General features: G+C 58.3%; 17 protein-coding genes and 1 pseudogene. 9 read left to right on the top strand and 9 right to left on the bottom strand.

From position 1 onward, the window contains the following. Window positions 1-199 precede the first annotated feature (199 nt). The gene (locus tag ACTG2O_RS17625) at window positions 200-496 is read left to right on the top strand and encodes a hypothetical protein (protein WP_439976407.1); all 297 of its coding nucleotides are present in this window, start codon (window positions 200-202) and stop codon (window positions 494-496) included. 239 nt (window positions 497-735) lie between these two features. On the opposite strand, the gene ppsR is transcribed toward ACTG2O_RS17625, so the two are convergent. Beyond that, window positions 736-1548, bottom strand: coding sequence for a posphoenolpyruvate synthetase regulatory kinase/phosphorylase PpsR (ppsR, locus tag ACTG2O_RS17620; RefSeq protein ID WP_257123246.1), 813 nt, complete (start codon window positions 1546-1548; stop codon window positions 736-738). A gap of 347 nt (window positions 1549-1895) precedes the next feature. On the opposite strand from ppsR, the gene ppsA reads away from it, so the two are divergent. Then, a complete protein-coding gene (gene ppsA, locus ACTG2O_RS17615) occupies window positions 1896-4268 on the top strand; it encodes a phosphoenolpyruvate synthase (protein WP_421314073.1) in 2373 nt (790 codons plus the stop codon). Window positions 4269-4335: 67 nt separating this feature from the next. Here ppsA and ACTG2O_RS17610 read toward each other — a convergent pair whose 3' ends face one another. Both ACTG2O_RS17610 and asp read right to left on the bottom strand, forming a co-directional pair. Next, complete coding sequence (locus ACTG2O_RS17610; RefSeq protein ID WP_019445376.1) at window positions 4336-4794, bottom strand: serine protease chaperone; 459 nt, start codon at window positions 4792-4794, stop codon at window positions 4336-4338. Between the two features lie 18 nt (window positions 4795-4812). Next, a pseudogene (asp, locus tag ACTG2O_RS17605) lies at window positions 4813-6686 on the bottom strand (serine protease Asp). A 604-nt stretch (window positions 6687-7290) separates the two neighbouring features. Between asp and ACTG2O_RS17600 the strand changes: the two are divergent. Beyond that, a complete protein-coding gene (locus ACTG2O_RS17600; RefSeq protein ID WP_335831327.1) occupies window positions 7291-8076 on the top strand; it encodes a MetQ/NlpA family ABC transporter substrate-binding protein in 786 nt (261 codons plus the stop codon). 85 nt (window positions 8077-8161) lie between these two features. Here ACTG2O_RS17600 and ACTG2O_RS17595 read toward each other — a convergent pair whose 3' ends face one another. Together ACTG2O_RS17595 and ACTG2O_RS17590 are read right to left on the bottom strand one after the other, a co-directional pair. Continuing rightward, window positions 8162-10012, bottom strand: a complete 1851-nt coding sequence (locus tag ACTG2O_RS17595) for a DUF3413 domain-containing protein (protein ID WP_019445373.1) — start codon at window positions 10010-10012, stop codon at window positions 8162-8164. Between the two features lie 47 nt (window positions 10013-10059). Beyond that, window positions 10060-10287: a YejL family protein gene (locus ACTG2O_RS17590; protein ID WP_005333874.1), complete on the bottom strand. Its 228-nt coding sequence runs from the start codon at window positions 10285-10287 to the stop codon at window positions 10060-10062. A gap of 73 nt (window positions 10288-10360) precedes the next feature. On the opposite strand from ACTG2O_RS17590, the gene yejK reads away from it, so the two are divergent. The 5 genes from yejK to ACTG2O_RS17565 all read left to right on the top strand — a co-directional run bounded on the left by yejK (window position 10361) and on the right by ACTG2O_RS17565 (window position 16836). After that, entirely contained in the window at window positions 10361-11410 is a 1050-nt protein-coding gene (yejK, locus tag ACTG2O_RS17585; protein ID WP_270817066.1) for a nucleoid-associated protein YejK, read from the top strand. A 408-nt stretch (window positions 11411-11818) separates the two neighbouring features. Next, entirely contained in the window at window positions 11819-13000 is a 1182-nt protein-coding gene (gene malE, locus ACTG2O_RS17580; protein ID WP_005333871.1) for a maltose/maltodextrin ABC transporter substrate-binding protein MalE, read from the top strand. Window positions 13001-13075: 75 nt separating this feature from the next. Beyond that, window positions 13076-14728, top strand: coding sequence for a maltose ABC transporter permease MalF (gene malF, locus ACTG2O_RS17575; RefSeq protein WP_005333870.1), 1653 nt, complete (start codon window positions 13076-13078; stop codon window positions 14726-14728). A 12-nt stretch (window positions 14729-14740) separates the two neighbouring features. Then, window positions 14741-15631: a maltose ABC transporter permease MalG gene (malG, locus tag ACTG2O_RS17570; protein WP_005333868.1), complete on the top strand. Its 891-nt coding sequence runs from the start codon at window positions 14741-14743 to the stop codon at window positions 15629-15631. A 68-nt stretch (window positions 15632-15699) separates the two neighbouring features. Next, entirely contained in the window at window positions 15700-16836 is a 1137-nt protein-coding gene (locus ACTG2O_RS17565) for an ABC transporter ATP-binding protein (RefSeq protein WP_005333867.1), read from the top strand. 112 nt (window positions 16837-16948) lie between these two features. On the opposite strand, the gene ppk2 is transcribed toward ACTG2O_RS17565, so the two are convergent. Next, a complete protein-coding gene (ppk2, locus tag ACTG2O_RS17560) occupies window positions 16949-17764 on the bottom strand; it encodes a polyphosphate kinase 2 (protein WP_005361444.1) in 816 nt (271 codons plus the stop codon). 128 nt (window positions 17765-17892) lie between these two features. On the opposite strand from ppk2, the gene ACTG2O_RS17555 reads away from it, so the two are divergent. After that, entirely contained in the window at window positions 17893-18693 is an 801-nt protein-coding gene (locus tag ACTG2O_RS17555; RefSeq protein WP_106842993.1) for an alpha/beta fold hydrolase, read from the top strand. Window positions 18694-18807: 114 nt separating this feature from the next. Here the strand turns inward: ACTG2O_RS17555 and ACTG2O_RS17550 are convergent, their stop codons facing one another. From ACTG2O_RS17550 to ACTG2O_RS17540, 3 genes are read right to left on the bottom strand one after another with little or no spacing between them, the layout of a single operon-like run. After that, window positions 18808-19614 carry a MipA/OmpV family protein gene (locus tag ACTG2O_RS17550; RefSeq protein ID WP_439976406.1) on the bottom strand — a complete coding sequence of 269 codons (807 nt, stop codon included), beginning with the start codon at window positions 19612-19614 and terminating at the stop codon, window positions 18808-18810. A gap of 35 nt (window positions 19615-19649) precedes the next feature. Continuing rightward, entirely contained in the window at window positions 19650-20720 is a 1071-nt protein-coding gene (locus tag ACTG2O_RS17545; protein WP_439976405.1) for an AI-2E family transporter, read from the bottom strand. 25 nt (window positions 20721-20745) lie between these two features. Continuing rightward, complete coding sequence (locus tag ACTG2O_RS17540) at window positions 20746-20979, bottom strand: sulfurtransferase TusA family protein (protein WP_439976404.1); 234 nt, start codon at window positions 20977-20979, stop codon at window positions 20746-20748. Window positions 20980-21100 lie beyond the last annotated feature (121 nt).

The following is a 21100-nucleotide window of genomic DNA, read 5'->3' as shown; positions in this document are numbered from 1 at the left end:
TCTCTAATGGCCGTATTTTGTACCAAAGGCAGCTTTTTCATGATTTGAAGAGGCTTCTTGGTAGTTTTTGGTTGATGTTTGTGCAATCGAATTCTGTTTTGTTGACATTTTGTCTTGTTGGTGAGTTTTTGTGGTGCCAAGCCACAAATGGATGCAAATGATGCCAAACAAGCGAGAGTACAGGGAAGAGTGCAGGGAGTTGGAGCACAGGGAACGCGAAAGCGTGCTGCAACAAGGGGTTGCCCGGAGTGTGCTGGTGGCGCTCTGGTTAGGGATTGCCGCCAGTCCGCTGCTGTTGCTGGTGGTCGCCACCATGCTGCTGGGTTGGCTGTTACTCGGTGATCAGGAGTTGCTGCACTACTGGCAGTCGCTGTTGCTGGTGGGTGGGGTAACGGGGGCGCTCGTTGGCGGCTGGCTGGCGGAGCGGGTTCGCCTGCGCCACGGTTTTCTGGCCTTCTATGCCCGGTTGATGAACAACCCTGAGCTCAATCGTTAGTTAACGCTGGCTGTTTGCCGAGCGCAGCAGAACGGAATCGAATAGCGGCTAACTGGCAGCAGGTGACAAGGGCACAACGCCAAGGTCGACAAGAAGAGGGATAAGCATTTGTGGTGCTTATCCCTTTTTTATCCACGCTTTTCACTGTCATCTATGTGAATTGCAGTTCGCCACAGCTGACTTTCGCCGCGACACTGTAATTTTTATCTTTTGTTGATGCCGATAGCTGTCAAGCTGGCTTAACAGAGCTGGCGGCGCAGACCGGTCGCCTCGAGGACCTTGGCGCTGATCTCCTCCACCGAGTGGGAGCTGGTATCGAGGAAGCGTATCGCCTCCTGGCGAAACAGCCTCTCCACGCAGGCCAGCTCCTGCTCGCACTGTTCGATGGAGGAGTAGCGGCTGTTGGCACGGCGCTGGTTACGGATCTCGTGCAGCCGCTGCGGTGCTATGGTGAGGCCAAACAGCTTGTGACGGTTGGCCTTGAGGGGGGCGGGCAGCTCCAGCATCCCCATGTCCTGCTCGATAAAGGGGTAGTTGGCGGCGCGAATGCCAAACTGCAGCGCCAGATAGAGGCTGGTGGGGGTCTTGCCGCAGCGGGAGACCCCGATCAGGATGATGTCCGCCTCATCGTACTCTTTGGTGGTGATGCCATCGTCGTTGGCCAGCGCAAAGTTGACCGCCTCGATGCGATCGTCATAGAGCTTGCGATTCTCCATACCGTGGGTGCGGTGGAGGCGGGGCTCGGCTTTTACCCCCAGCTCCTGCTCCAGTGGGCTGACGAAGGTGTTGAGAAAGTCGTGGCCGCACGCTTCCGATTTCAGTACCTCTTCCCGTACCAGCGAGTCGACGATGGTGTGAAACAGGATGGGGCGCACCCCGGTCTGGCGAAACTGTTCGTCGATCCGCATCCGCACCTGACGCGCCTTCTCCAGTGTCTCCACAAAGGGGATAGTGATCTGCTCGAAGGCCAGCGGAAACTGGCTCAGTACCGCGTGACCGAACACTTCGGCGGTGATGGCGGTGCCGTCTGAAACATAAAATACGGTGTGCACGTAGGGCTCCTGTGATACCGCGGGTGGGGTCGCATGGGGTAAGGGGTGAGAAGTATCTCCCGAAACCATACCAGTTTTGTCAACCGGTCTGCTGTGCCCAAGTTGTGAAGTGGCTTGCAAACCTGAATCGTTATCTTTTTGTGTCGCCATTGTAGAATGTTCCGGTCATTCGACCATCCCCAACGCTTGCTCGGGGATTTTTTTGAAAATAAATAGAAAACGTTTTCATGGTCGTTGGCAACAAAAGAAACAGACAATAACGCACCTGACTTACCCATAACCTCATCGATTAAATCGGGCGCACGAGGTGCTATGGCATCGGTGCCCACCAACCTGGAGACATCCAAGTGCAACAGTACGTGCTCTGGTACGAACAACTCGGAATGCAGGACGTAGAACGAGTTGGCGGCAAGAACGCATCCCTTGGCGAGATGATCAGCAACCTCTCTGGCGCCGGCGTATCCGTGCCGGGGGGCTTTGCTACCACCGCCTTTGCGTTTAACGAGTTTCTGGAGTCAAGCGGCCTCAACGGCAAGATCCACCATCTGCTCGACAATCTCGACGTGGACGATATCGCCGCCCTCAACCGGGCCGGTCAGCAGATCCGCGACTGGGTGATCGACGCCCCGTTCCAGCCCGAGCTGGAGCAGGCTATCCGGGTTGCCTATGAAAAGTTGAGTGCCGGTGTCGAGGCCTCGTTTGCGGTGCGCTCCTCCGCCACCGCCGAGGATATGCCAGACGCCTCCTTTGCCGGTCAGCAGGAGACCTTCCTCAACGTACGTGGCATCGATGCCGTCATGACGGCGGTCAAGCATGTGTTTGCTTCCCTGTTCAACGATCGCGCCATCTCCTATCGGGTGCATCAGGGCTACGACCACAAGGGCGTTGCCCTCTCGGCCGGGGTGCAGCGGATGGTGCGTTCCGATCTCGCCGCCTCCGGCGTCATGTTTACTCTGGATACCGAGTCCGGCTTCAACGACGTGGTCTTTATCACCGGGGCCCATGGTCTGGGCGAGATGGTGGTGCAGGGGGCGGTCAACCCGGATGAGTTCTATGTGCACAAGCCGACTCTCAAGGGGGGTCGCCCGGCGGTGGTGCGCAAGACCCTCGGCTCCAAGCTTATCAAGATGACCTATTCGGACGATGCCGGTCACGGCCGTCAGGTGAAGATTGTCGACACCAACGAGGCCGAGCGTAGCCGCTTCTGCATCACCGATGAGGAGGTGATGGCGCTGGCGAAACAGGCCCTCATCATTGAGCAGCACTATGGCCGCCCGATGGATATCGAGTGGGCCAAGGATGGTCAGGATGGCCAACTCTATATCGTGCAGGCCCGCCCGGAAACCGTGCGCAGCCGCCAGGAGGCTAACACCCTCGAGCGTTTTGCCCTCAAGCAAGCGGGCAAGGTGCTGATCGAGGGGCGGGCTATCGGTCACAAGATTGGCGCGGGCCCGGCGCGGGTCATCTCATCCATCAGCCAGATGGACGAAGTACAACCCGGCGATGTGCTGGTCACCGACATGACCGACCCGGACTGGGAGCCCATCATGAAGCGGGCCTCCGCCATCGTCACCAACCGGGGTGGCCGCACCTGTCACGCCGCCATTATCGCCCGCGAGCTGGGCATTCCGGCGGTGGTCGGCTGTGGCAACGCTACCGATCATATTCAGCCGGGCCAGCGGATCACCGTCTCCTGCGCGGAAGGGGATACCGGTTTTATCTATGACGGCGAGCTGGACTTCGACGTGGCGGTGACCGAGGTGGGCAATATGCCGCGCCTGCCCATCAAGATCATGATGAACGTCGGCAACCCGGACCGCGCTTTCGACTTTGCCCAGTTGCCCAATGCCGGCGTAGGGCTGGCGCGCCTTGAATTCATCATCAACCGGATGATCGGCGTGCACCCCAAGGCCTTGCTGGAGTTTGACCAGCAAACCCCAGAGCTCAAGGCCACCATCGGCAAGATGATCGCCGGTTACGACAGCCCGCGTGAGTTCTACGTGGCCAAGTTGACCGAGGGGATCGCCACTCTGGGCGCTGCGTTCTGGCCGGAGCGGGTGATCGTGCGGATGTCGGACTTCAAGTCCAACGAGTACGCCAATCTGGTGGGCGGTCGTGGCTACGAGCCCCACGAGGAGAACCCGATGATCGGTTTTCGTGGCGCATCCCGCTACATCGCCGACAGCTTCCGCCCCTGCTTTGCCCTCGAGTGCGAGGCGATCAAGCGGGTGCGCGATGTGATGGGGTTGACCAACGTCGAGGTGATGATCCCCTTCGTGCGCACCGTGGGCGAGGCGGAGCAGGTGATCGAGATCCTGGCCGAGAACGGTCTGCGCCGCGGCGAGCGGGGGCTCAAGGTGATCATGATGTGCGAGATCCCGAGCAATGCCCTCTTGGCAGACAAGTTCCTCGAGCACGTGGACGGCTTCTCCATCGGCTCCAATGACATGACCCAGCTCACCCTTGGGCTGGATCGGGACTCGGGGCTGATTGCCCACCTGTTCGACGAGCGCAACGATGCGGTCAAGGCGCTGCTGTCGATGGCGATTCAGGCCGCGCGCAAGGCGGGCAAGTATGTGGGGATCTGCGGTCAGGGCCCATCTGATCATCCGGACTTTGCCGCCTGGCTGGTGGAGCAGGGGATCGATTCGGTGTCTCTCAACCCCGATACCGTGGTCGATACCTGGCTCTATCTGGCGGAGCAGCATGGTGCCAAGTAAGTCACTGTCAAAATGAGCAGCAGAAAGGGGGCCATGATGGCCCCCTTTGTTATTTGTCTGTCGCGACCTATTTCGGCTGCTGTTCGGCCCCCGACAGCTCGATCTGCACATTCACCCCTTCGCTCTTGAGCTTGGTGGCGATGGCGTTGAGATCGCTGCCCGGTTTGGCCTCCAGCAGGGCAATGCCGCCGCTGCTCTGCTTGAAGTTCATGCCGTGGCGAGTCGCCAGCGCCTTGGCGCTGGCATCGTCAGCTTCCACCAGCAGGGTGCCGCTTACAGTCAGCTCGGGGCTGGCGGCCCCTTGCATCAACACGTCACCGCGGCGCAGGGTCTGTTGCGGGACCTTGCTGTCAAGGCTGCGGGCGACCCGCTTCTTGCTGCCGTTGTCGGGAATGAGGTAAGTCTGGCCGTTCACCTCTATGGTGCTGTATTGTTTGCCATCCATGGTGACGGACTCCTGGGCGCAGAGCTGTCCCGAGAGGGGGGCCAGCAGGGTTGCCAGAAGCAAGGTAACAGGTTTGTTCATGGTAATACTCCTAGCGTGTTAGCTGCGGTTGGCATCGTGACCCAGGACCCGCAGGGACCATGAGATCAGCTTGCCCGGTTGGCGATTGTTGCGCTCGGTCAGGGTGGTACGCTCACGGGTCTCGCGATTGAGCAGAGAGACCTGACGGGTACCGTTGGCAACGTCGGTTACTTCCAGTCGCCATGTGCCTTGCGCCGATTCGCCGTAGAACTTGTTGGATAGCATCCGCATGTCGCGCAATCCCTTGGTTCGCACAAAGCCCAGTTGCTGCTGGTCGAGAGATTGGCCGACCAGGCTGTTGAAGGGGCTCAGAAGGATGCTGCGGGTGCCAGCGGGGGAGACCAGTTCGATCAGCAGATCGGGTAGACGCTGGTGATCCAGGCTCACCATCACCTGAACCGCTTCTACCGTCAACGGTGTGGCAATGCGGGTTGTCGAGCTGGTCGGGCTGTTGCCCACATCCGCAATGGCGGCGGCACTGCCGGTGACATTGATCTTCTGCCACGGCAGTTGCACCAGCGGGGGGAGGGGGTGGTGATTGGCTGCCAGCTCAAGGGCCTTGTTGACGTCGATCAGACCAAAACCGTAAGTCGGGCTGAACCACATGCCGGCGGCATTGCGCTCCACCCTTCCAGCCCTTTCACATCACGCACCTTGCCGGTGCTGCTGGTGTAGCTGACCATCACGGGCTGATGTTTGGCATCGACCCGGGTTGCGCTGCGCGCCAGCAGATCCCGCAGGTCACGTACCGACAGATCCGGGTAGGCGGACATCAGCAGCGCCATGGCGCCGGAGGTGCTGGGGGTGGCGGAGGAGGTGCCGTTCATCACGCCGTTGTAGTCGCAGCTGGCATCCAGTTGCGGGTTGCCGTGCAGCCGGTTGGTGCTGGGATCGTCGGTGCGGTTGTAACCCATGTCGCAGCCGGGCAGATCCGTGGTCACCATCGCCGGAGCGTCGGTACCGTACTCGCCGCCGGTTGCGCTCAGGAAGATGTTGCTGCCGACGCTGGAGTAGGAGGATCTGACGCCATCGGCGTTGAGCGCGCTCACCACCAGGTTCCAGAAGTTGCTGTTGGAGGGATCGAGGTTGCTGTTTTCAAACGGCAATTTAGGACCATTGCCGGTGCGGTTAAGCACATAGCCGCCCGCCGCTATCTTGTTGAAGCCGTTGCCGGCGGCCTTGATATAGGCCGCGCCCTGCGCCTTGAGGGTCTGCTGTTCAAACAGACGATCAAGCTGGGATTGATCCAGAGAGTTGGCTGAGCGGGGATCCACCACACTCATGCCGTAGCTCTGGTTGAACACCCGGTTGTCGCGGCTGGCATCGCTGTCGCCAAGGGCGTAGAGCCAATCTTTCTGCAACTGCTGGCTGTTGTCATCCAGCAGGTTGAACCCCTGCAGCTGGGCTCGCGGGGCAATCCCCTTGGTCCCGATGGCGTTGTCCACCGCTGCAATGATGCCGGAGACCGAGGTGCCGTGGGCCGAATCCGGATCGGTCGGTGTCGGGTCATCGCTGCCGGTCACCACGTTTTTCGAACCTGGGCGCACGTTCTCCGCCAGATCCGGGTGGGCGATAGCCAAGCCATCATCCACCACGGCCACATTGACTCCCTGGCCCAGCACACCGGTGCGATGAGCCCACCAGAGGTTGAGATCATTGCCCGCTATGCCACCACGGGCGCTGAATCCATCCTGACCGCTGTTGAGCAGATACCACTGCTGATCCAGCAGGGGATTGGCACCTGGCAGGCAGCGCTCGGTGCTGCTGCGTCCGATATCCATGCCGCTCTCCTTGCCGGTGAGCGGCGCACAACCTTCATTTGCCTGAACGAGCGCACTGGGCAGGGTCGACAGCAGTGCTGTGATCGCCAGTGCTAACGATGTTTGCTTCATTATTTTTTTAACTCCATCTTGGATCGCACTCATCCTGAGTGCGACGGAAATCTATACACGGGTGACAGGGGTTCAAAAAGAGCCATTTTCAAAAAACGCAATGAGGTTCAAAGAAATCCGATTCAGTTTGTGGTAGGTATTCCAATGACACTGGTTATGTGTTCTATTGAGAATGGTTCTCACAGCCCACTACTGATCTTTTTATCTGTAATTCACTCCTCTCGCGACTCTCCTTCGCCGCAGCCATCTCGATTCGGGGCAATCCCGAGGGGAGCTTGTGCGCTCTTCAACGTGAGCGGCATGGTTGTGTGTGCCAACGTGAGTGCAGCTATGCATTCGGGGGTGACAGCAAGGGTGATGAGGTGGAACCAGCGGTTTATTGCTTGGCGGCGGTGGATGGCTCTGTTATGGTAATTAAAATAGCCGTTTGGATGGCTAGATTGCTGCGATTTGAGGGGCCTAATCTCTGAGAGCCACCCCGCCGCAGTCCCATAGCTTGATGCGTACCTGACAGGGAGTCCCTATGCCGTTTCGTTCCTTTTTATCTTCTCCTTTGACTGCTTCCTTGCGCGCCACTACTGGCGCCAGCACCTTTATTGCCGCGATGGCGGTCGGGAGCCTCTCTTTTTCCGCGGTTGCCGCCGATGAGCCCTTGCCGACCAAACAGGAGATTGTGATTGGTACCACGGTGGGGGATTTTGCCGACATGGTGACCGACTCCATCAAGCCGCAGCTGGAGGCCAAGGGGTACAAGGTCAAGCTGGTGGAGTTCACCGACTATGTGACCCCCAATATTGCTCTGGCTGACGGATCATTGGATGTGAACTGCTTCCAGCACAAACCTTATCTGGAGAGTTTTGCCAAAGATCGCGGCTTGTCGCTGGCGCCCATTACCCAGGTGCCAACTGGCCCGATGGGACTCTACTCCGGCAAGCTGGCAGCACTCGACAAGGTGCAAGAGGGGAGCACGGTGGCCATCCCCAACGATCCCACCAATCAGGCGCGGGCGCTGTTGATGCTGCAGGATCTTGGTTGGCTCACTCTCAAGGAGGGGATAAACCCGCTCAAGGCGAGCGAGTTTGATGTGGTGAACAATCCGCACAATCTCAAGCTGGTACTGCTGGAAGCCGCGCAGTTGCCCCGCTCGCGTGAGGATGTGGACTTTTCGGTGATCAACGGTAATTTTGCCGCCTCCAGTGGAATCCCGTTCACTGAAGGACTGTTTCTGGAGCGCAGCTACGATTTTATCAACTGGGTGGTGGTGAAAAGCGCAGATGCGGATCAGCCTTTTGCCAAAGATGTGGCGGCGGCCTACAACTCGGCGGCTTTCAAAGCCTATGCAGCCAAGCGTTTCGTCGGCTACAAGTACCCGCAAGGGTGGGGTGGCTAACAGTCTTGAACGTGGCCCGGCTATACAACGAAAAACGCCCCGAGTTCGGGGCGTTTTTTATGGTATCAAGCCATCAACGGGCGCTTCACTGGTTGCGATAGAAGCGGTTCAGCTCGTTCATCACCTGGATCATGGCGCCCATATCCGGGGTGCCGTGTTTGATCGGGCGATAGCTGTTGCGCTCCAGCAGTTCGAAGTCACCCTGCTTGTTGAAGTGGGTGATGGTGTCCCCTTCATAGATGGCGAAGTCGTTCTGATCCCCGGCCAGCAGCCAGTTGCGCGGGCTGGTATCAAACAGCGAGCGGCCAACGCTGTAATCACGCGCCGGATTGCGCACGCCCAGCATCCCCTGCATCAGGGTCGGCGCCAGATCGAAATGGCTGCTTGGTTGTTCCCGAACATCACTGCCGCGCCCCGGCCAGGCCAGTACCAGCGGTACCTGCACCTGATAGGGTGAGTAGTTGCTGCCTGCGCCCCAGCTGTTGCTGCGGGTGTCGTTGAACTCCTGACCATGGTTGGAGGTGATCACGACGATGGTGTTGCTGTCCATCCCCTGCGACTGCAATTTGGTCAGCATCTGCTCAAGCAACTGGTCGGTATAGAAGACCGAGTTCTTGTAGCGGTTCTCCAGTTTTTGCAGGTTCTCCGCCCGATAGGCGGTCGCCGGATTGAAGTTGGCGAGCTCCGGTTGGAACGGCCCCTTCATGGTGGCGGGCAACTGGTAGTCGCCGGGGCTCGAGAGATAGACCAGCGAGAACCAGGGACGCTCGGGAGAGCGCTTCTCCAGCCACTGTTGCCAGTCGGTCAGCAGCTTGCCATCGTCACTCTGCTCTGAGACAAACACCTGTTTGCGCAGACCGGCGAGGATGCTCTTGCGATACTTCTGGGCATCTTCCATCGCGCCGAACAGCCCGAACTGGTAATCCTGGCGCAGCATCTCGTCGAACAGCACCGGCGGACGCTTGTCGCTGCTGATGTCCTTGTAGTAGTGACCGGGCAACCCGTAGAAGAGGCTGAACATGCCCATCAGGTCGTCGTTGCCGCCACTCAGGTGATTGCGGAACGTCAGATGCTGATCCGCATAGCGCTGCAGATTGGGCATGTTGATGTTGTTGAGCATGTCAAAGCGCAGCGAATCGACCACCACAATCAGCAGATTGTTGTGAGTCAGGGGGGCGTTGACGTTGAGCGGGCGCAGCGGATAGTGCATCCGGCTGTCGCTGTTATCCCCCTGGGAGGCCGCCTGCTTCTCGTACTGATCCAGATCCAGCCAGCCATGTTTGGCCAGGAAGGAGCGGGCCGTCATGGGGTAGGAGAGGGGGAAGTTGGCTCTCTGCATGGTGATGGGCTGATAGAGGGTCGCATCCGCCCAGCTGTTGACCACGTGGGTCAGAATAAAGCAGATCAGCAGGGCCAGCCCCACCTGATTGCCGTACTGGCGGCGCTTGCGCTTGTTGATCTTGCGCCAGACATAGGCCGACAGCAGCAGTTGCAGCAGGAAGATGGTGGGCACGGCAACGAAGATGATGCTCCAGATTGAGCCCTCTTCGGTCTGCGCCTGATCCAGCAGCAACTGCCATACCTGACTGTTGAGGTGGAACTTGAACAGCCGGAATACCTGGGTGTCGATCAGCAGCAGCACCAGCGCCAGGGTAGCGACGATGGCCGAGATGAACCGCAACGACTTCTCCTTGGGCAGCACGAAGCTGAGCGGGAAGATCGTCAACAGGTAGGTGACAAAACTCAAAAACGAGAAGTGGCCAATCCAGCTTACAACGAGATAGATCACGCCAAGCGTGGTCGATGGCCAGCTGATGGCACCCAGATAACGGGTGGCGATGAGCATGGCCAGAATAATGTTGAAGAAGGAGAACCAATGCCCCCAGGTGATCAGGCGAGAGACATTATCACGATAGGGGTTACCGGTTTCGACCATAGTGATCCATCTGCGTTGAGAAACGTCAAATCAACAGAGTCGGGGACTCAGTGTGCGTCGTGGCGATTATCGACCGATGCGGTCAGGGCCTGGACAAACTTTTCAGTGATGGCCTGGCGCTGGGCCGGTGCCATACCGTTGATGATATTGGTGGTCAGATTGCCAAGCACCATAAGGCTGAGATCCACCGGCGCTTTATGCTTTTCCAGCGCGGTGATCAGGTCGTTCATCAGGGCGTCAAATTGCTCGTTATTGTACTTTGATACGATAGGCATAATCTTCAGTTCATCTCGGTTCAAAGCGCCTTATAATACTTCACCCTTTCGGCTAACACTATGGCTTTGTGACATGAGTCTCGATATCGACAAGATCATTCTTCACTCCTTGCGCCAGGGCGGCGATGGTCAACCCCACGCCGATACCCGCAGCCAGACCCTGCCCCCTGATGAGGCGGTACAGGGACTGATGGCGGAACTGCATCGGATCTACAACGGCAAGGGCGGCAAGGGCTTTGGCTTCTTTGCCGACCCCGAGGCCGCCGTCGCCGAGCTGGCCGACGGTGAAGAGGCTCCCAAGCAGCCTTCACCCGCGTTTCGTATCGCCCTCGAACAACTGCTCGACGAGCAGACCGAATTCGTTCCCTTCTCGGTCACCGTGACCCAGATGCTGGTCAAGCAGCTGGTGGAGCACGCCCTCGATGAGCAGGGGGTGCTGCTGTTTGCCAAATATAACTACGTCGGGGTCGATTATCTGCTGATTGCTCTGCTGGAGGGCAAGGAGAGCGTCACCGTCAGCGAAGCGCTGGAATTACGCCATATCCAGTATCTGGATATCGGCAAACTCAATCTGGTGGCCCGCATTGATTTGACCGAATGGAAAACCCAACCTGATTCGCGCCGCTATATCACCTTCAGCAAGGGGCGCATTGGTCGCAAACTGGGCGACTTCTTTATGGATCTGCTGGGTGCCCGCGAGGGCATGGATGCCAAGGTACAAAATAAAGGCTTGCTGCAGGCGGTCGAAGATTATTGCGACAGTCGTCAGCTCGAGCCGACCGAGCGCAATGACTATAAAAAGCAGGTCTTCAAATATTGCACCGAACAGGCGAGTGCCGGTGAAGAGATCGAAATCAAGGAGTTGTCTGCAGAATTGCCTAGCGACGGTGACCTCGATTTTTACAGCTTTATCGGTCAGGAGTATGAGCTGGAAGAGCGTTTCCCTGCGGATCGCTCTACCCTGCGTGGTTTGACCAAGTTTGTTGGCTCCGGCGGCGGTCTGACTCTGAGCTTTGAGCAGAAGCTGCTGAACAGCCGGATCTTTTACGACCCTCAGACCGACACCCTGACCATCAAGGGTGTGCCGCCCAATCTTAAGGATCAGCTGCTGCGCCAGTCGTAGTCATGCTCCCGAGTGTGATCAACTCGTCATTTCTCGCAAAAAGAGACTCCGCCCCGGCGGGGTCTCTTTTTTTATTGCGCCCGGGCAGACCTCGAAACTGGCGCGGTACTTTGTTAACAAATCAAACAAAATAAACCATCTGAAAGGGTTTTCATTGAGGTGAAAACCCTTTCACTCATGAAATTTTATTTCATTTTGGTAATTATTATTCTGTGGTTGTCTGGAATTAAGCCGATAAATGGCCGTAATTCCCTGAAATAAGAAAATGTTTTCAAAACTTTCTGGAAGGAAATACGTAATTGCATTTCAAAAATGCGAGTTGCGTCATGTGAGCCGTTTGCCGCTTGGGATAATATTCATCTCGCACACAATGCTCTTACAGCGCGGAACTAATACAAGGAAAGGCTCATGAAAAAGAAATTGCTGTCATCCCTGATCGGTCTGGCCACTCTTGGCGTCGCTTGCTCTGCTACTGCTGCCATCGATGAAGGCCAGCTGACCATCTGGATCAACGGTGACAAGGGATACAACGGTCTGGCTGAAGTGGGTAAGAAGTTTGAAGCAGAAACCGGCATCAAGGTTACTGTGGCTCACCCGGATCAGGTTGAAGTGAAATTCCAGCAAGCCGCCGCCACTGGCAACGGCCCGGACATCTTCTTCTGGGCTCACGACCGTTACGGTGAGTGGGTCAAAGCCGGTTTGCTGGTTCCGGTAACGCCGAACGCTGCCACCAAAGGCAAATTTGAACAGCTGGCATGGGATGCCATGACTGTTGATGGCAAAACCTATGGCTACCCGGTTGCCATGGAAGCAGTCAGCCTGATTTATAACAAGGACCTGCTGCCCGAGCCGCCGAAAACCTTCGAAGAGATCGCCAAGATTGACGAGACTCTGAAGAAAAACGGCAAGCGCGCCATCATGTGGGCTTATGACACCCCGTACTTCAGCTATCCGCTGGTGGCTGCCAACGGTGGTTACGCCTTCAAGAAGACCGCTACCGGTTATGACGTCAAAGATACCGGCGTGAACAACGCAGGTGCCAAGATGGGCGTGGGCTACATCTCCGAGATGATCAAGTCCGGTCACCTGGAAAAAGGCATCGACTACGGTGTGATGGACGCCAAGTTCAACAAGGGCGAAGTGGCCATGATGATCAACGGTCCCTGGGCCTGGAGCAACCTGGACAAGAGCGGCATCAAGTACGGCGTAGCGCCGCTGCCGACCCTGAACGGCAAGCCGGCCAAAGCCTTCGTTGGCGTACTGGGTGCCACCATCAACGCCGCCAGCCCGAACAAGGATCTGGCTATCGAGTTCCTGGAAAACTACCTGCTGACCGATGCCGGTCTGGCGCCGGTTAACGCCGACAAGCCGCTGGGTGCCGTTGCGCTGAAATCCTTCCAGAAGACCCTGGAATCCGATCCGCACATCAAGGCCACCATGTTGAACGCCCAGGCTGGCGAGCCGATGCCATCCGTTCCCGAGATGAGCCGTTTCTGGTCTTCCTTCGAAACTGCCCTCAAGAACGTGACCTCCGGTCGTCAGGGTGTTGACGAAGCTCTGGATACCGCTGCCAAGCGTATCGTTCAGTAAGCACGCACTACCCGGGAGGCCGTCATGGCCTCCCACTCTCTCAAATCTCTCTTGGCGTTATAAAGGTTAATTGGCATGGAAGTAGTACCTTCTGTTGAGTCCTATGCCGGTCCGAAGGATAAGCACACCTGGCTTAAGTGGACCATAGCGGCCCTGGTTGCCATCCTCAACGGCTACGCAGCCGTGATGATGTACGCCAGTGGCGAGTGGGTATTCGCGCTGCTGGATCTGGTGGTGGTTTCCGTCGGTCTGTATGTCTTCATGAACAAGAAGACCTATGCCCATCGCTACATCTTTCCGGGTGTTGCGGGCATGGTTGTGTTTATCATCTTCCCTCTTGCCTACACCATTGGCATTGCCTTCACCAACTATTCGGGGTCCAACTTGCTCTCCGTGGAGCAGGCGCGGGACTACCACCTGAAGAAAACCTACAAGGTGGCGGGCGGTGAATTCGATTTTACCCTGCTGGGTGGCGACAACGGCCAGTTCCAGCTGCTGCTGACACAGGATGATCAATCCTTTATCAGCCAACCTGTTTCCCTGATGACCAACAAGGCCCGTGAGCTGGCGTCCCGCGAGGGCCGTGTGCAGAACACCCAGCAAGTGGTCGAGCTGCAGCCCTTCACTGGCGAAGCGGCCAGCAAGGCCGCACCGATCCGCGCCATTGTTGAGCATCGTACTCACCTGAGTGACCTTGATCTGGTACTGCCGGATGGCGGTACCCACCTGACCCTGAGCAGTCTGCGCAAGTTTGCCGCCCAGAAGCAGCACTACACCCGTCTGATGGATGGTGCCGTGCTCAAGTCCGGCGTGGTGATCAAAGACAGCAACCTGCTGCGTGATACCCAGAATGGCGAGCTGATGCTGCCCAATGGCGAGACCGGCTTCTATCAGTACATCGACGAACAGGGTCAGTTTGTCGGCAAGGGTATTGCTCCGGGCTTTGTGGTGAGCGTCGGTTGGAAGAACTTCGCGCGCATCGTCACCGATCCGGGCATCCAGTCACCCTTCTTGCAGATCTTCATCTGGACCGTGATCTTCTCAACCTGCTCCGTCGCTTTCACCTTGGCTATCGGCATGGTGCTGGCCTGTCTGGTGCAGTGGGAAGAGCTCAAGGGGCGCGGTTTCTATCGGGTCATGTTGATCCTGCCCTATGCGATCCCGGCGTTTATCTCCATCCTGGTGTTCAAGGGGTTGTTCAACCAGAACTTCGGTGAGATCAACATGTTCCTGGAAGCGGCGTTTGGCATCAAACCGGACTGGTATACCAACCCCTTCCTGGCCAAGGTGATGATCCTGATTGTCAACACCTGGCTCGGCTACCCCTACATGATGATCCTCTGCATGGGCCTGCTCAAAGCCATTCCGGAAGATCTCTATGAAGCGTCCGCCATGGATGGTGCCGGTCCGGTACAGAACTTCTTCAAGATCACCGTGCCGCTGCTGATGAAGCCGCTGACACCCCTGTTGATTGCATCGTTCGCTTTCAACTTCAACAACTTCGTGCTTATCCAGTTGTTGACCAACGGTGCGCCCGACATCATCGGCGCCAGCACCCCGGCCGGTACCACCGACTTGCTGGTGAGTTATACCTACCGGATTGCGTTCCAGGGATCGGGTGGTCAGGACTACGGTCTGGCCAGTGCCATCGCCACAGCTATCTTCCTCATCGTAGGTGCGCTGGCGCTGCTCAACCTGAAATTGTCCAAAGCCGACAAGCAGCTGTAAGGAGGCTTCAACATGGCAATCGTACAACCCAAATCAGTCAAATACCGGGTGTGGGCAACCCACCTGGTCATGTGGGGCTTCCTGGCGCTGATCATCTTCCCGTTGATCATGGTTATCGCCATCTCGTTCCGTAACGGTAACTTCGCGGTAGGGGAGATCATCCCCTCCAATCCGACGCTGGATCACTGGAAGCTGGCGCTGGGCATGTCCATCACCAACGCCGACGGCAGCATCACGCCGCCGCCGTTCCCGGTGCTGACCTGGTTGTGGAACTCCATCAAGATCGCCGGCATCACTGCCCTGATGATCGTGACGCTCTCCACCACCTGTGCTTACGCCTTTGCCCGCCTGCGTTTTCGTGGCAAGTCCACCATCCTGCAGGGTATGCTGATTTTCCAGATGTTCCCGGCAGTGCTGGCACTGGTAGCCATCTACGCGCTCTTTAACAAGATTGGTGACTACATCCCCTGGCTCGGTCTCAACACCCACGGTGGCCTGATCCTGGCGTACATGGGCGGTATCGCCCTCCACGTCTGGACCATCAAGGGCTACTTCGAGACCATCGACTCCTCCCTGGAGGAGGCGGCGGCCATCGACGGTGCGACCCCGTGGCAGGCATTCCGTCTGATCCTGTTGCCCCTGTCGGTGCCCATCCTGGCGGTAGTGTTTATTCTGGCCTTTATCGGCTCCATTACCGAGGTGCCCATGGCCTCCATCCTGCTGCAGGATGTGAACAATCTGACCCTGGCGGTCGGGGCCCAGCAGTACCTCTATCCGCAGAACTATCTGTGGGGTGATTTCGCGGCGGCTGCAGTGCTCTCCGGTTTCCCCATCACAGTGGTCTTCCTGTTGGCACAGCGCTGGTTGGTTGGCGGTCTGACCGCCGGTGGTGTGAAAGGTTAAGTTTATGGCCGGGGGAGCTGACTCCCCCCGCTATCACGATTTGCAAAGATTCAAGAGCGGAGCTCGTCATGGCTGAAGTAGTACTCAACAACGTTCGCAAAAATTACGATCCGGCTGTTCACAAGGACACCCTGCGCAACATCAACCTCTCCATCAAGGAGGGCGAATTCATCGTCTTCGTCGGCCCGTCCGGCTGTGGCAAATCCACCCTGCTGCGGATGATCGCGGGTCTGGAAGACATCACCAGCGGTGAGCTGACCATCGGCGGTCGCTACATGAACGACGTGCCGCCGGTAGAGCGCAACGTCGGCATGGTGTTCCAGTCCTACGCCCTTTATCCGCACATGAACATCTACGAGAACATGGCCTTTGGTCTGAAGCTCAAGAAAATGGACAAGGAGAACATCCACAAGCGGGTGATGCGCGCCGCCGAGATCCTGGGTCTTGAGCCGCTGCTGGACAGAAAGCCCAAGGCGCTCTCCGGTGGTCAGCGTCAGCGGGTCGCCATCGGTCGCTCCATCGTGCAGCAGCCGCAGGTGTTCCTGTTTGACGAGCCGCTCTCCAACCTGGATGCCGCGCTGCGGGTCAAGATGCGGATCGAGATCGCCAAGCTGCACAAAGAGCTTAACTCCACCATCATCTACGTGACCCACGATCAGGTGGAAGCGATGACCCTGGCCGACAAGATTGTGGTGCTGAGCCCGCTCAAGGCGGAAGCTGCCACCAACCTGGAACAGTTCGGTTCACCGCTGGATCTCTACCACAACCCGGACAACAAGTTCGTGGCGGGCTTTATCGGCTCTCCCAAGATGAACTTCCTGGCGGGCGAGTTGCTGGAGATTGGCGAGCAGGAGTGCCTTGTCAAGTTGACCTCTGGCGATACCGTGCGTGCCCGGGTCGATGCCCGCAGTGGCGCTGTGGGTGACAAGGTGGAGCTGGGTATTCGCCCCGAGCACCTGATGCCGCTGGATCACCCCCATGCGCACAGCAAGGTGAGCGGGATCGTGCAGGTGGCCGAGCACCTGGGTGCCGAGTCATTCGTTTATATGGATGTGGATGGTCACGATTTTACCGTCAAGGCCACCTCGGATGTGGATGTGGCGACCGGTCAGACCTACAGCGTGGGTATCCCGGCCGAAGCCTGCTACCTGTTCGATGCCAAGGAGCAGGCGTTCCCCCGTACCGCCAAATATATCCGTACCTGATTTTTTGTTGTGCCGGTTTTCCTTTCTTAATAATCAATGCCTTTTTGCCGGTCGTCAGACCGGCTTTTTATTGCCTGCGATTTGAACATGCAGATAGGCAAGGTAACCCGGTTCAAGCCTCGAGTTCGGCGGTAATATCGGGCACAAAGGTCTGGCTGGCCAGCGGCGGGCGCTCATACCCTTCGGTCTTGATGGGGGGGAGCTTGATAGGCTCGTAGTGGATCGCCTCGTAGGGCACCTTGCTCAGCAGATGGGCGATGCAGTTGAGGCGGGCACGGCGTTTGTCGTCCGCCTCTACCACGAACCAGGGGCAATCCTCGGTGTCGGTGTAGGTGAACATGTCATCCTTGGCGCGGGAGTACTCCACCCAGCGCGAGCGGGATTGCAAATCCATCGGGCTGAACTTCCAGCGCTTGATGGGGGTGTTGATCCGCTCTTTAAAGCGCTTCTCCTGCTCCTCGTCACTGACCGAGAACCAGTATTTGATCAGGGTGATGCCGGAGCGGATCAGCATCCGCTCAAACTCGGGGCAGGCGCGCAGAAACTCGCGATACTCGGCGTCGCTGCAAAATCCCATCACCCGCTCGACTCCGGCCCGGTTGTACCAGGATCGGTCAAACAGCACCATCTCGCCAGCGGCGGGCAGGTGGGCCACATAACGCTGAAAGTACCACTGGGAGCGCTCCCGATCGGAGGGGGCGGGCAGCGCCGTGACCCGGCAGACCCGGGGGTTTAGCGGCTCGGTGATCGCCTTGATGACGCCCCCTTTACCGGCGGCGTCCCGTCCCTCGAACAGCACCACCACCTTCAGTCCCTCCTGCTTGACCCACTCCTGCAGCTTGACCAGCTCCTCCTGCAGATGGGCAAGGTGGTGCTCGTAGCACTTCTTGTCCAGACGCGGCCGCTTCTTGCTCTTCTCCTTCGCCATGGGCTTCTCCTTTTGGCATCCTTTCATGGGTGACTTCTTTGAGTCACTGTCAGCTTGCACCAGGGAGGCGTCACCTGCCAAGGGGGACGTGATACACTGCCCGCCCATCGCTGGCAACAGGAGATAACATGAAGCATTTTATGGAGATAGCGGGCCGCCGGATGGCCTATCTGGATGAAGGGCAAGGGCCGGTACTGCTGTTTGGTCACAGCTACCTGTGGGATAGCGCCATGTGGGCGCCGCAAATCGAGGCGCTCAAGGGCAGCTATCGCTGCATCGTTCCCGAGCTGTGGGGCCACGGCGATTCCGACCTGCTCCCCGAAGGTGGCTGCACCCTGGCGACTCTGGCGCGGGATCACCTGGCGCTGCTCGATGCCCTCGGGGTTGACGAGTTCGTGCTGGTGGGCCTCTCCATCGGCGGCATGTGGGGTGTGGAGCTGGCGCGCATGGTGCCAAACCGCCTCAAGGGGCTGGTGCTGATGGACAGTTTTGTCGGCCTGGAACCGCAGATCACCTGCGAGCGCTACCTCGGCATGCTGGCGATGATCGAGCAGCTTGGCACCATCCCGGCGCCCATCGTCGAACAGGTAGCGCCGCTCTTTTTTGCCAATCAGCCTGATGATGCGCTGATGAGCGGTTTCAAGGCGCGCCTTGCCGCCTGGCCAAAGGATAAGATTGCCGCCATGGTAGCGGTGGGCCGCAGCTTTGTGACCCGCGAAGATCGTATCGAGTGGCTGGAGGAGATCACCACTCCCGCGCTTGTGATGACAGGCTGCGAGGACAAGGCCCGTCCGGTGCTGGAGGGCTATCTGATGGCCGAGGTGCTGGGTTGCCCGTTCAAGGAGATCCCGGCAGCTGGCCACATCTCGTCGCGGGAAAATCCGGCCTTCGTCAATCAGCAACTGACCGAGTTTCTGGCGGCGCTGTAAGCCTGAACTGGCAGCTTGAGCAGGCTGTACTACCAGCCTGATGATGGCCGTGAAAAAGGGAGCCGAGGGCTCCCTTTTGTTTGGTCGTGTCTCACTGTTCAAGACTCATAACTGTTACCAGATATAGCCCAGCGCAAAACCCGCATAAAGTTCGCCATCGTGCTGGACGATGGGGCTGTTTTTGATGTCCCGATCATACAATTCGTAGTTCATGGCAAACATGCCAATCCAGTTGGGGCTGAAGCGGTAGCTGGTGATGAGCGCCGCCATGGGGGAGAGGGTTGACCCCGTATCCCAGGCTGGCCGCTGGGCGGTGGCCTCGCTCTCGGAGATGCCGCCGAAGTAGTAGTTGGCCATCTTGTCGCTGCGCAGCATCAGCCCCATCCCCGGCATGATCAGCAGGTTGTCGCGCAGGATGGGGAAGTCGGCCCACAGCAGCAGCTCCTGCCCCTTGCTGCGGCCGGTGACATCGCTGTTGGCCCGCACGGTCAGCAGGGCATAGGGGATGATGATGTTGCCACCGATCCCGCCTTCCAGCTGCCATTTTCGCTGCTCCATACCACTGAAAGCGGGCGAGTCCTCGGGATCCAGATTGCCAAAACGGACCCGACCATAGCCGTAGAGGGCCACGTTATCATCCTTGTGGAAGTAGTAGCGGGCCCGATCCCCCAGAAACATGAACTGGTCGCCAAAATAGATAAAGCCGGGGATGGCGTAGAGGGCGTTGTCCTGCGCTTCATAGCGGGCTTGTCCCCCGATAAGCGCCGCTCCGGCGACAAAGCCTTGTGGCACCGGGCTGGTAGGGCTGTCGCTGGTGAGCAGATCCATGGCGCCAAGATCGATATCGGCGCGAGTTGGCAGGGCAGCTGCGAGGAGCAGGGCCGTCAGCCCTGCCGCTCTGATTTGACGAAAAAAGGTCATGGACACTCCGTTGTCACGATTGCATGGGAAGTGGGTTATTTTGCGGCGCTCGGCAGATCTTCGCGTTTTGGCCAGGCATTGATCACCGCCTTGACCAGGGTGGCGAGGGGAATGGCAAAGAAGACCCCCCAGAATCCCCACAATCCGCCAAACACCAGCACGGCGATGATGATGGCCACCGGATGGAGGTTGACCGCTTCCGAGAAAAGCACCGGCACCAGCAGGTTGCCATCGAGGGCCTGAATGACCAGATAGGCCACCATCAGCCAGGCAAACTCCGGGGTGAGCCCCCACTGGAACAGGGCCACCATGGCGACCGGAACTGTCACCACGGCGGCGCCGATATAAGGGATCAGCACCGAGAAGCCGACCGCGACCGCCAGCAGCACCGAGTAGCGCAATCCCATCAGGGCGAAGGGGACATAGGTGGCGATGCCGACGATGAGGATCTCGATCACCTTGCCGCGGATGTAGTTGATGATCTGGTTGTTCATCTCGACCCACACCCGATTGACCAGGGTGCGGTTGCGCGGCAGGAAGCGGCGCAGGCTGCCCATCAGTACCCGCTTGTCTTTGAGCATAAAGAAGACCATCAGCGGCACCAGAATGAGGTAGATCATGATGGCGACCACGTTGACCAGCGAACTGAGGGAGGCGCTCACCAGATGCTCGCCGCCACTGAGGATGCGCTGGCGAATATTGTCGATGACGGTCTCCACCAGACTGACGTCGATGAGCTCGGGGTATTTGTCCGGCAGGGTGCGCACATAATCCTGAGCGTGGGTCAGCATGGCCGGCGCCTCTTTGGCCAGATTGATCCCCTGACTGACCAGCGTCGGGATAAGACCCAGCAAGGAGGCGACTGCTACCGCAATAAAGAGGATCAGAATGACGCTGGTGGCCAGGGTGCGCGACAGCCCCGTTTTTTGCAGCCGGGCGACCGGCCACTCCAGCAGATAGGCCATTACCAGCGCCACCAGCAGGGGGGCCAGCAGATCGCCAAACAGCCAGATGATGGTGAAGCAGAACACCAGCAACAGAAAAAGGGTAACGGCATCGGGATCGGAAAAACGGGTCTGATACCAGCGCTTCAATACTTCTAACATGACGGCATCCTTACATCACTGGGGCTCAAGATGGTTGTTTCGCCCCGACAACCAACTGCAAAGAGAGGGTTTTGTCCGCTTCTTGCTGCACCTCGACATGGTGGCCCTGACGGTGCAGATAGGCCGGAATATCCTGCCGGGAGCCCGCATCGGCCAGCCGGATGGTGGCGGTTTGACCGCTTTGGGCCTCCCTTAACCAGAGCTTGAGCCGGATCAGCGGCTCGGGGCAACGCCAGGGGGTCAGGTCGAGAATTTCCATGGGGGCTCCATCAGGCAGGTGGCCGCTATTATGGCCGTGATAAGAGCATGAAACAACGCTTGTAGCCCTTGATGGGCAAGGGTATTCTGCCGAGGCCCTTTCTGATGGAGATAGAGATAAC

This window comes from Aeromonas sp. 61P, assembly GCF_051919545.1.
GTDB classification, from domain to species: domain Bacteria; phylum Pseudomonadota; class Gammaproteobacteria; order Enterobacterales; family Aeromonadaceae; genus Aeromonas; species Aeromonas veronii.
This window is presented reverse-complemented; position numbering and strand designations above follow the sequence as displayed.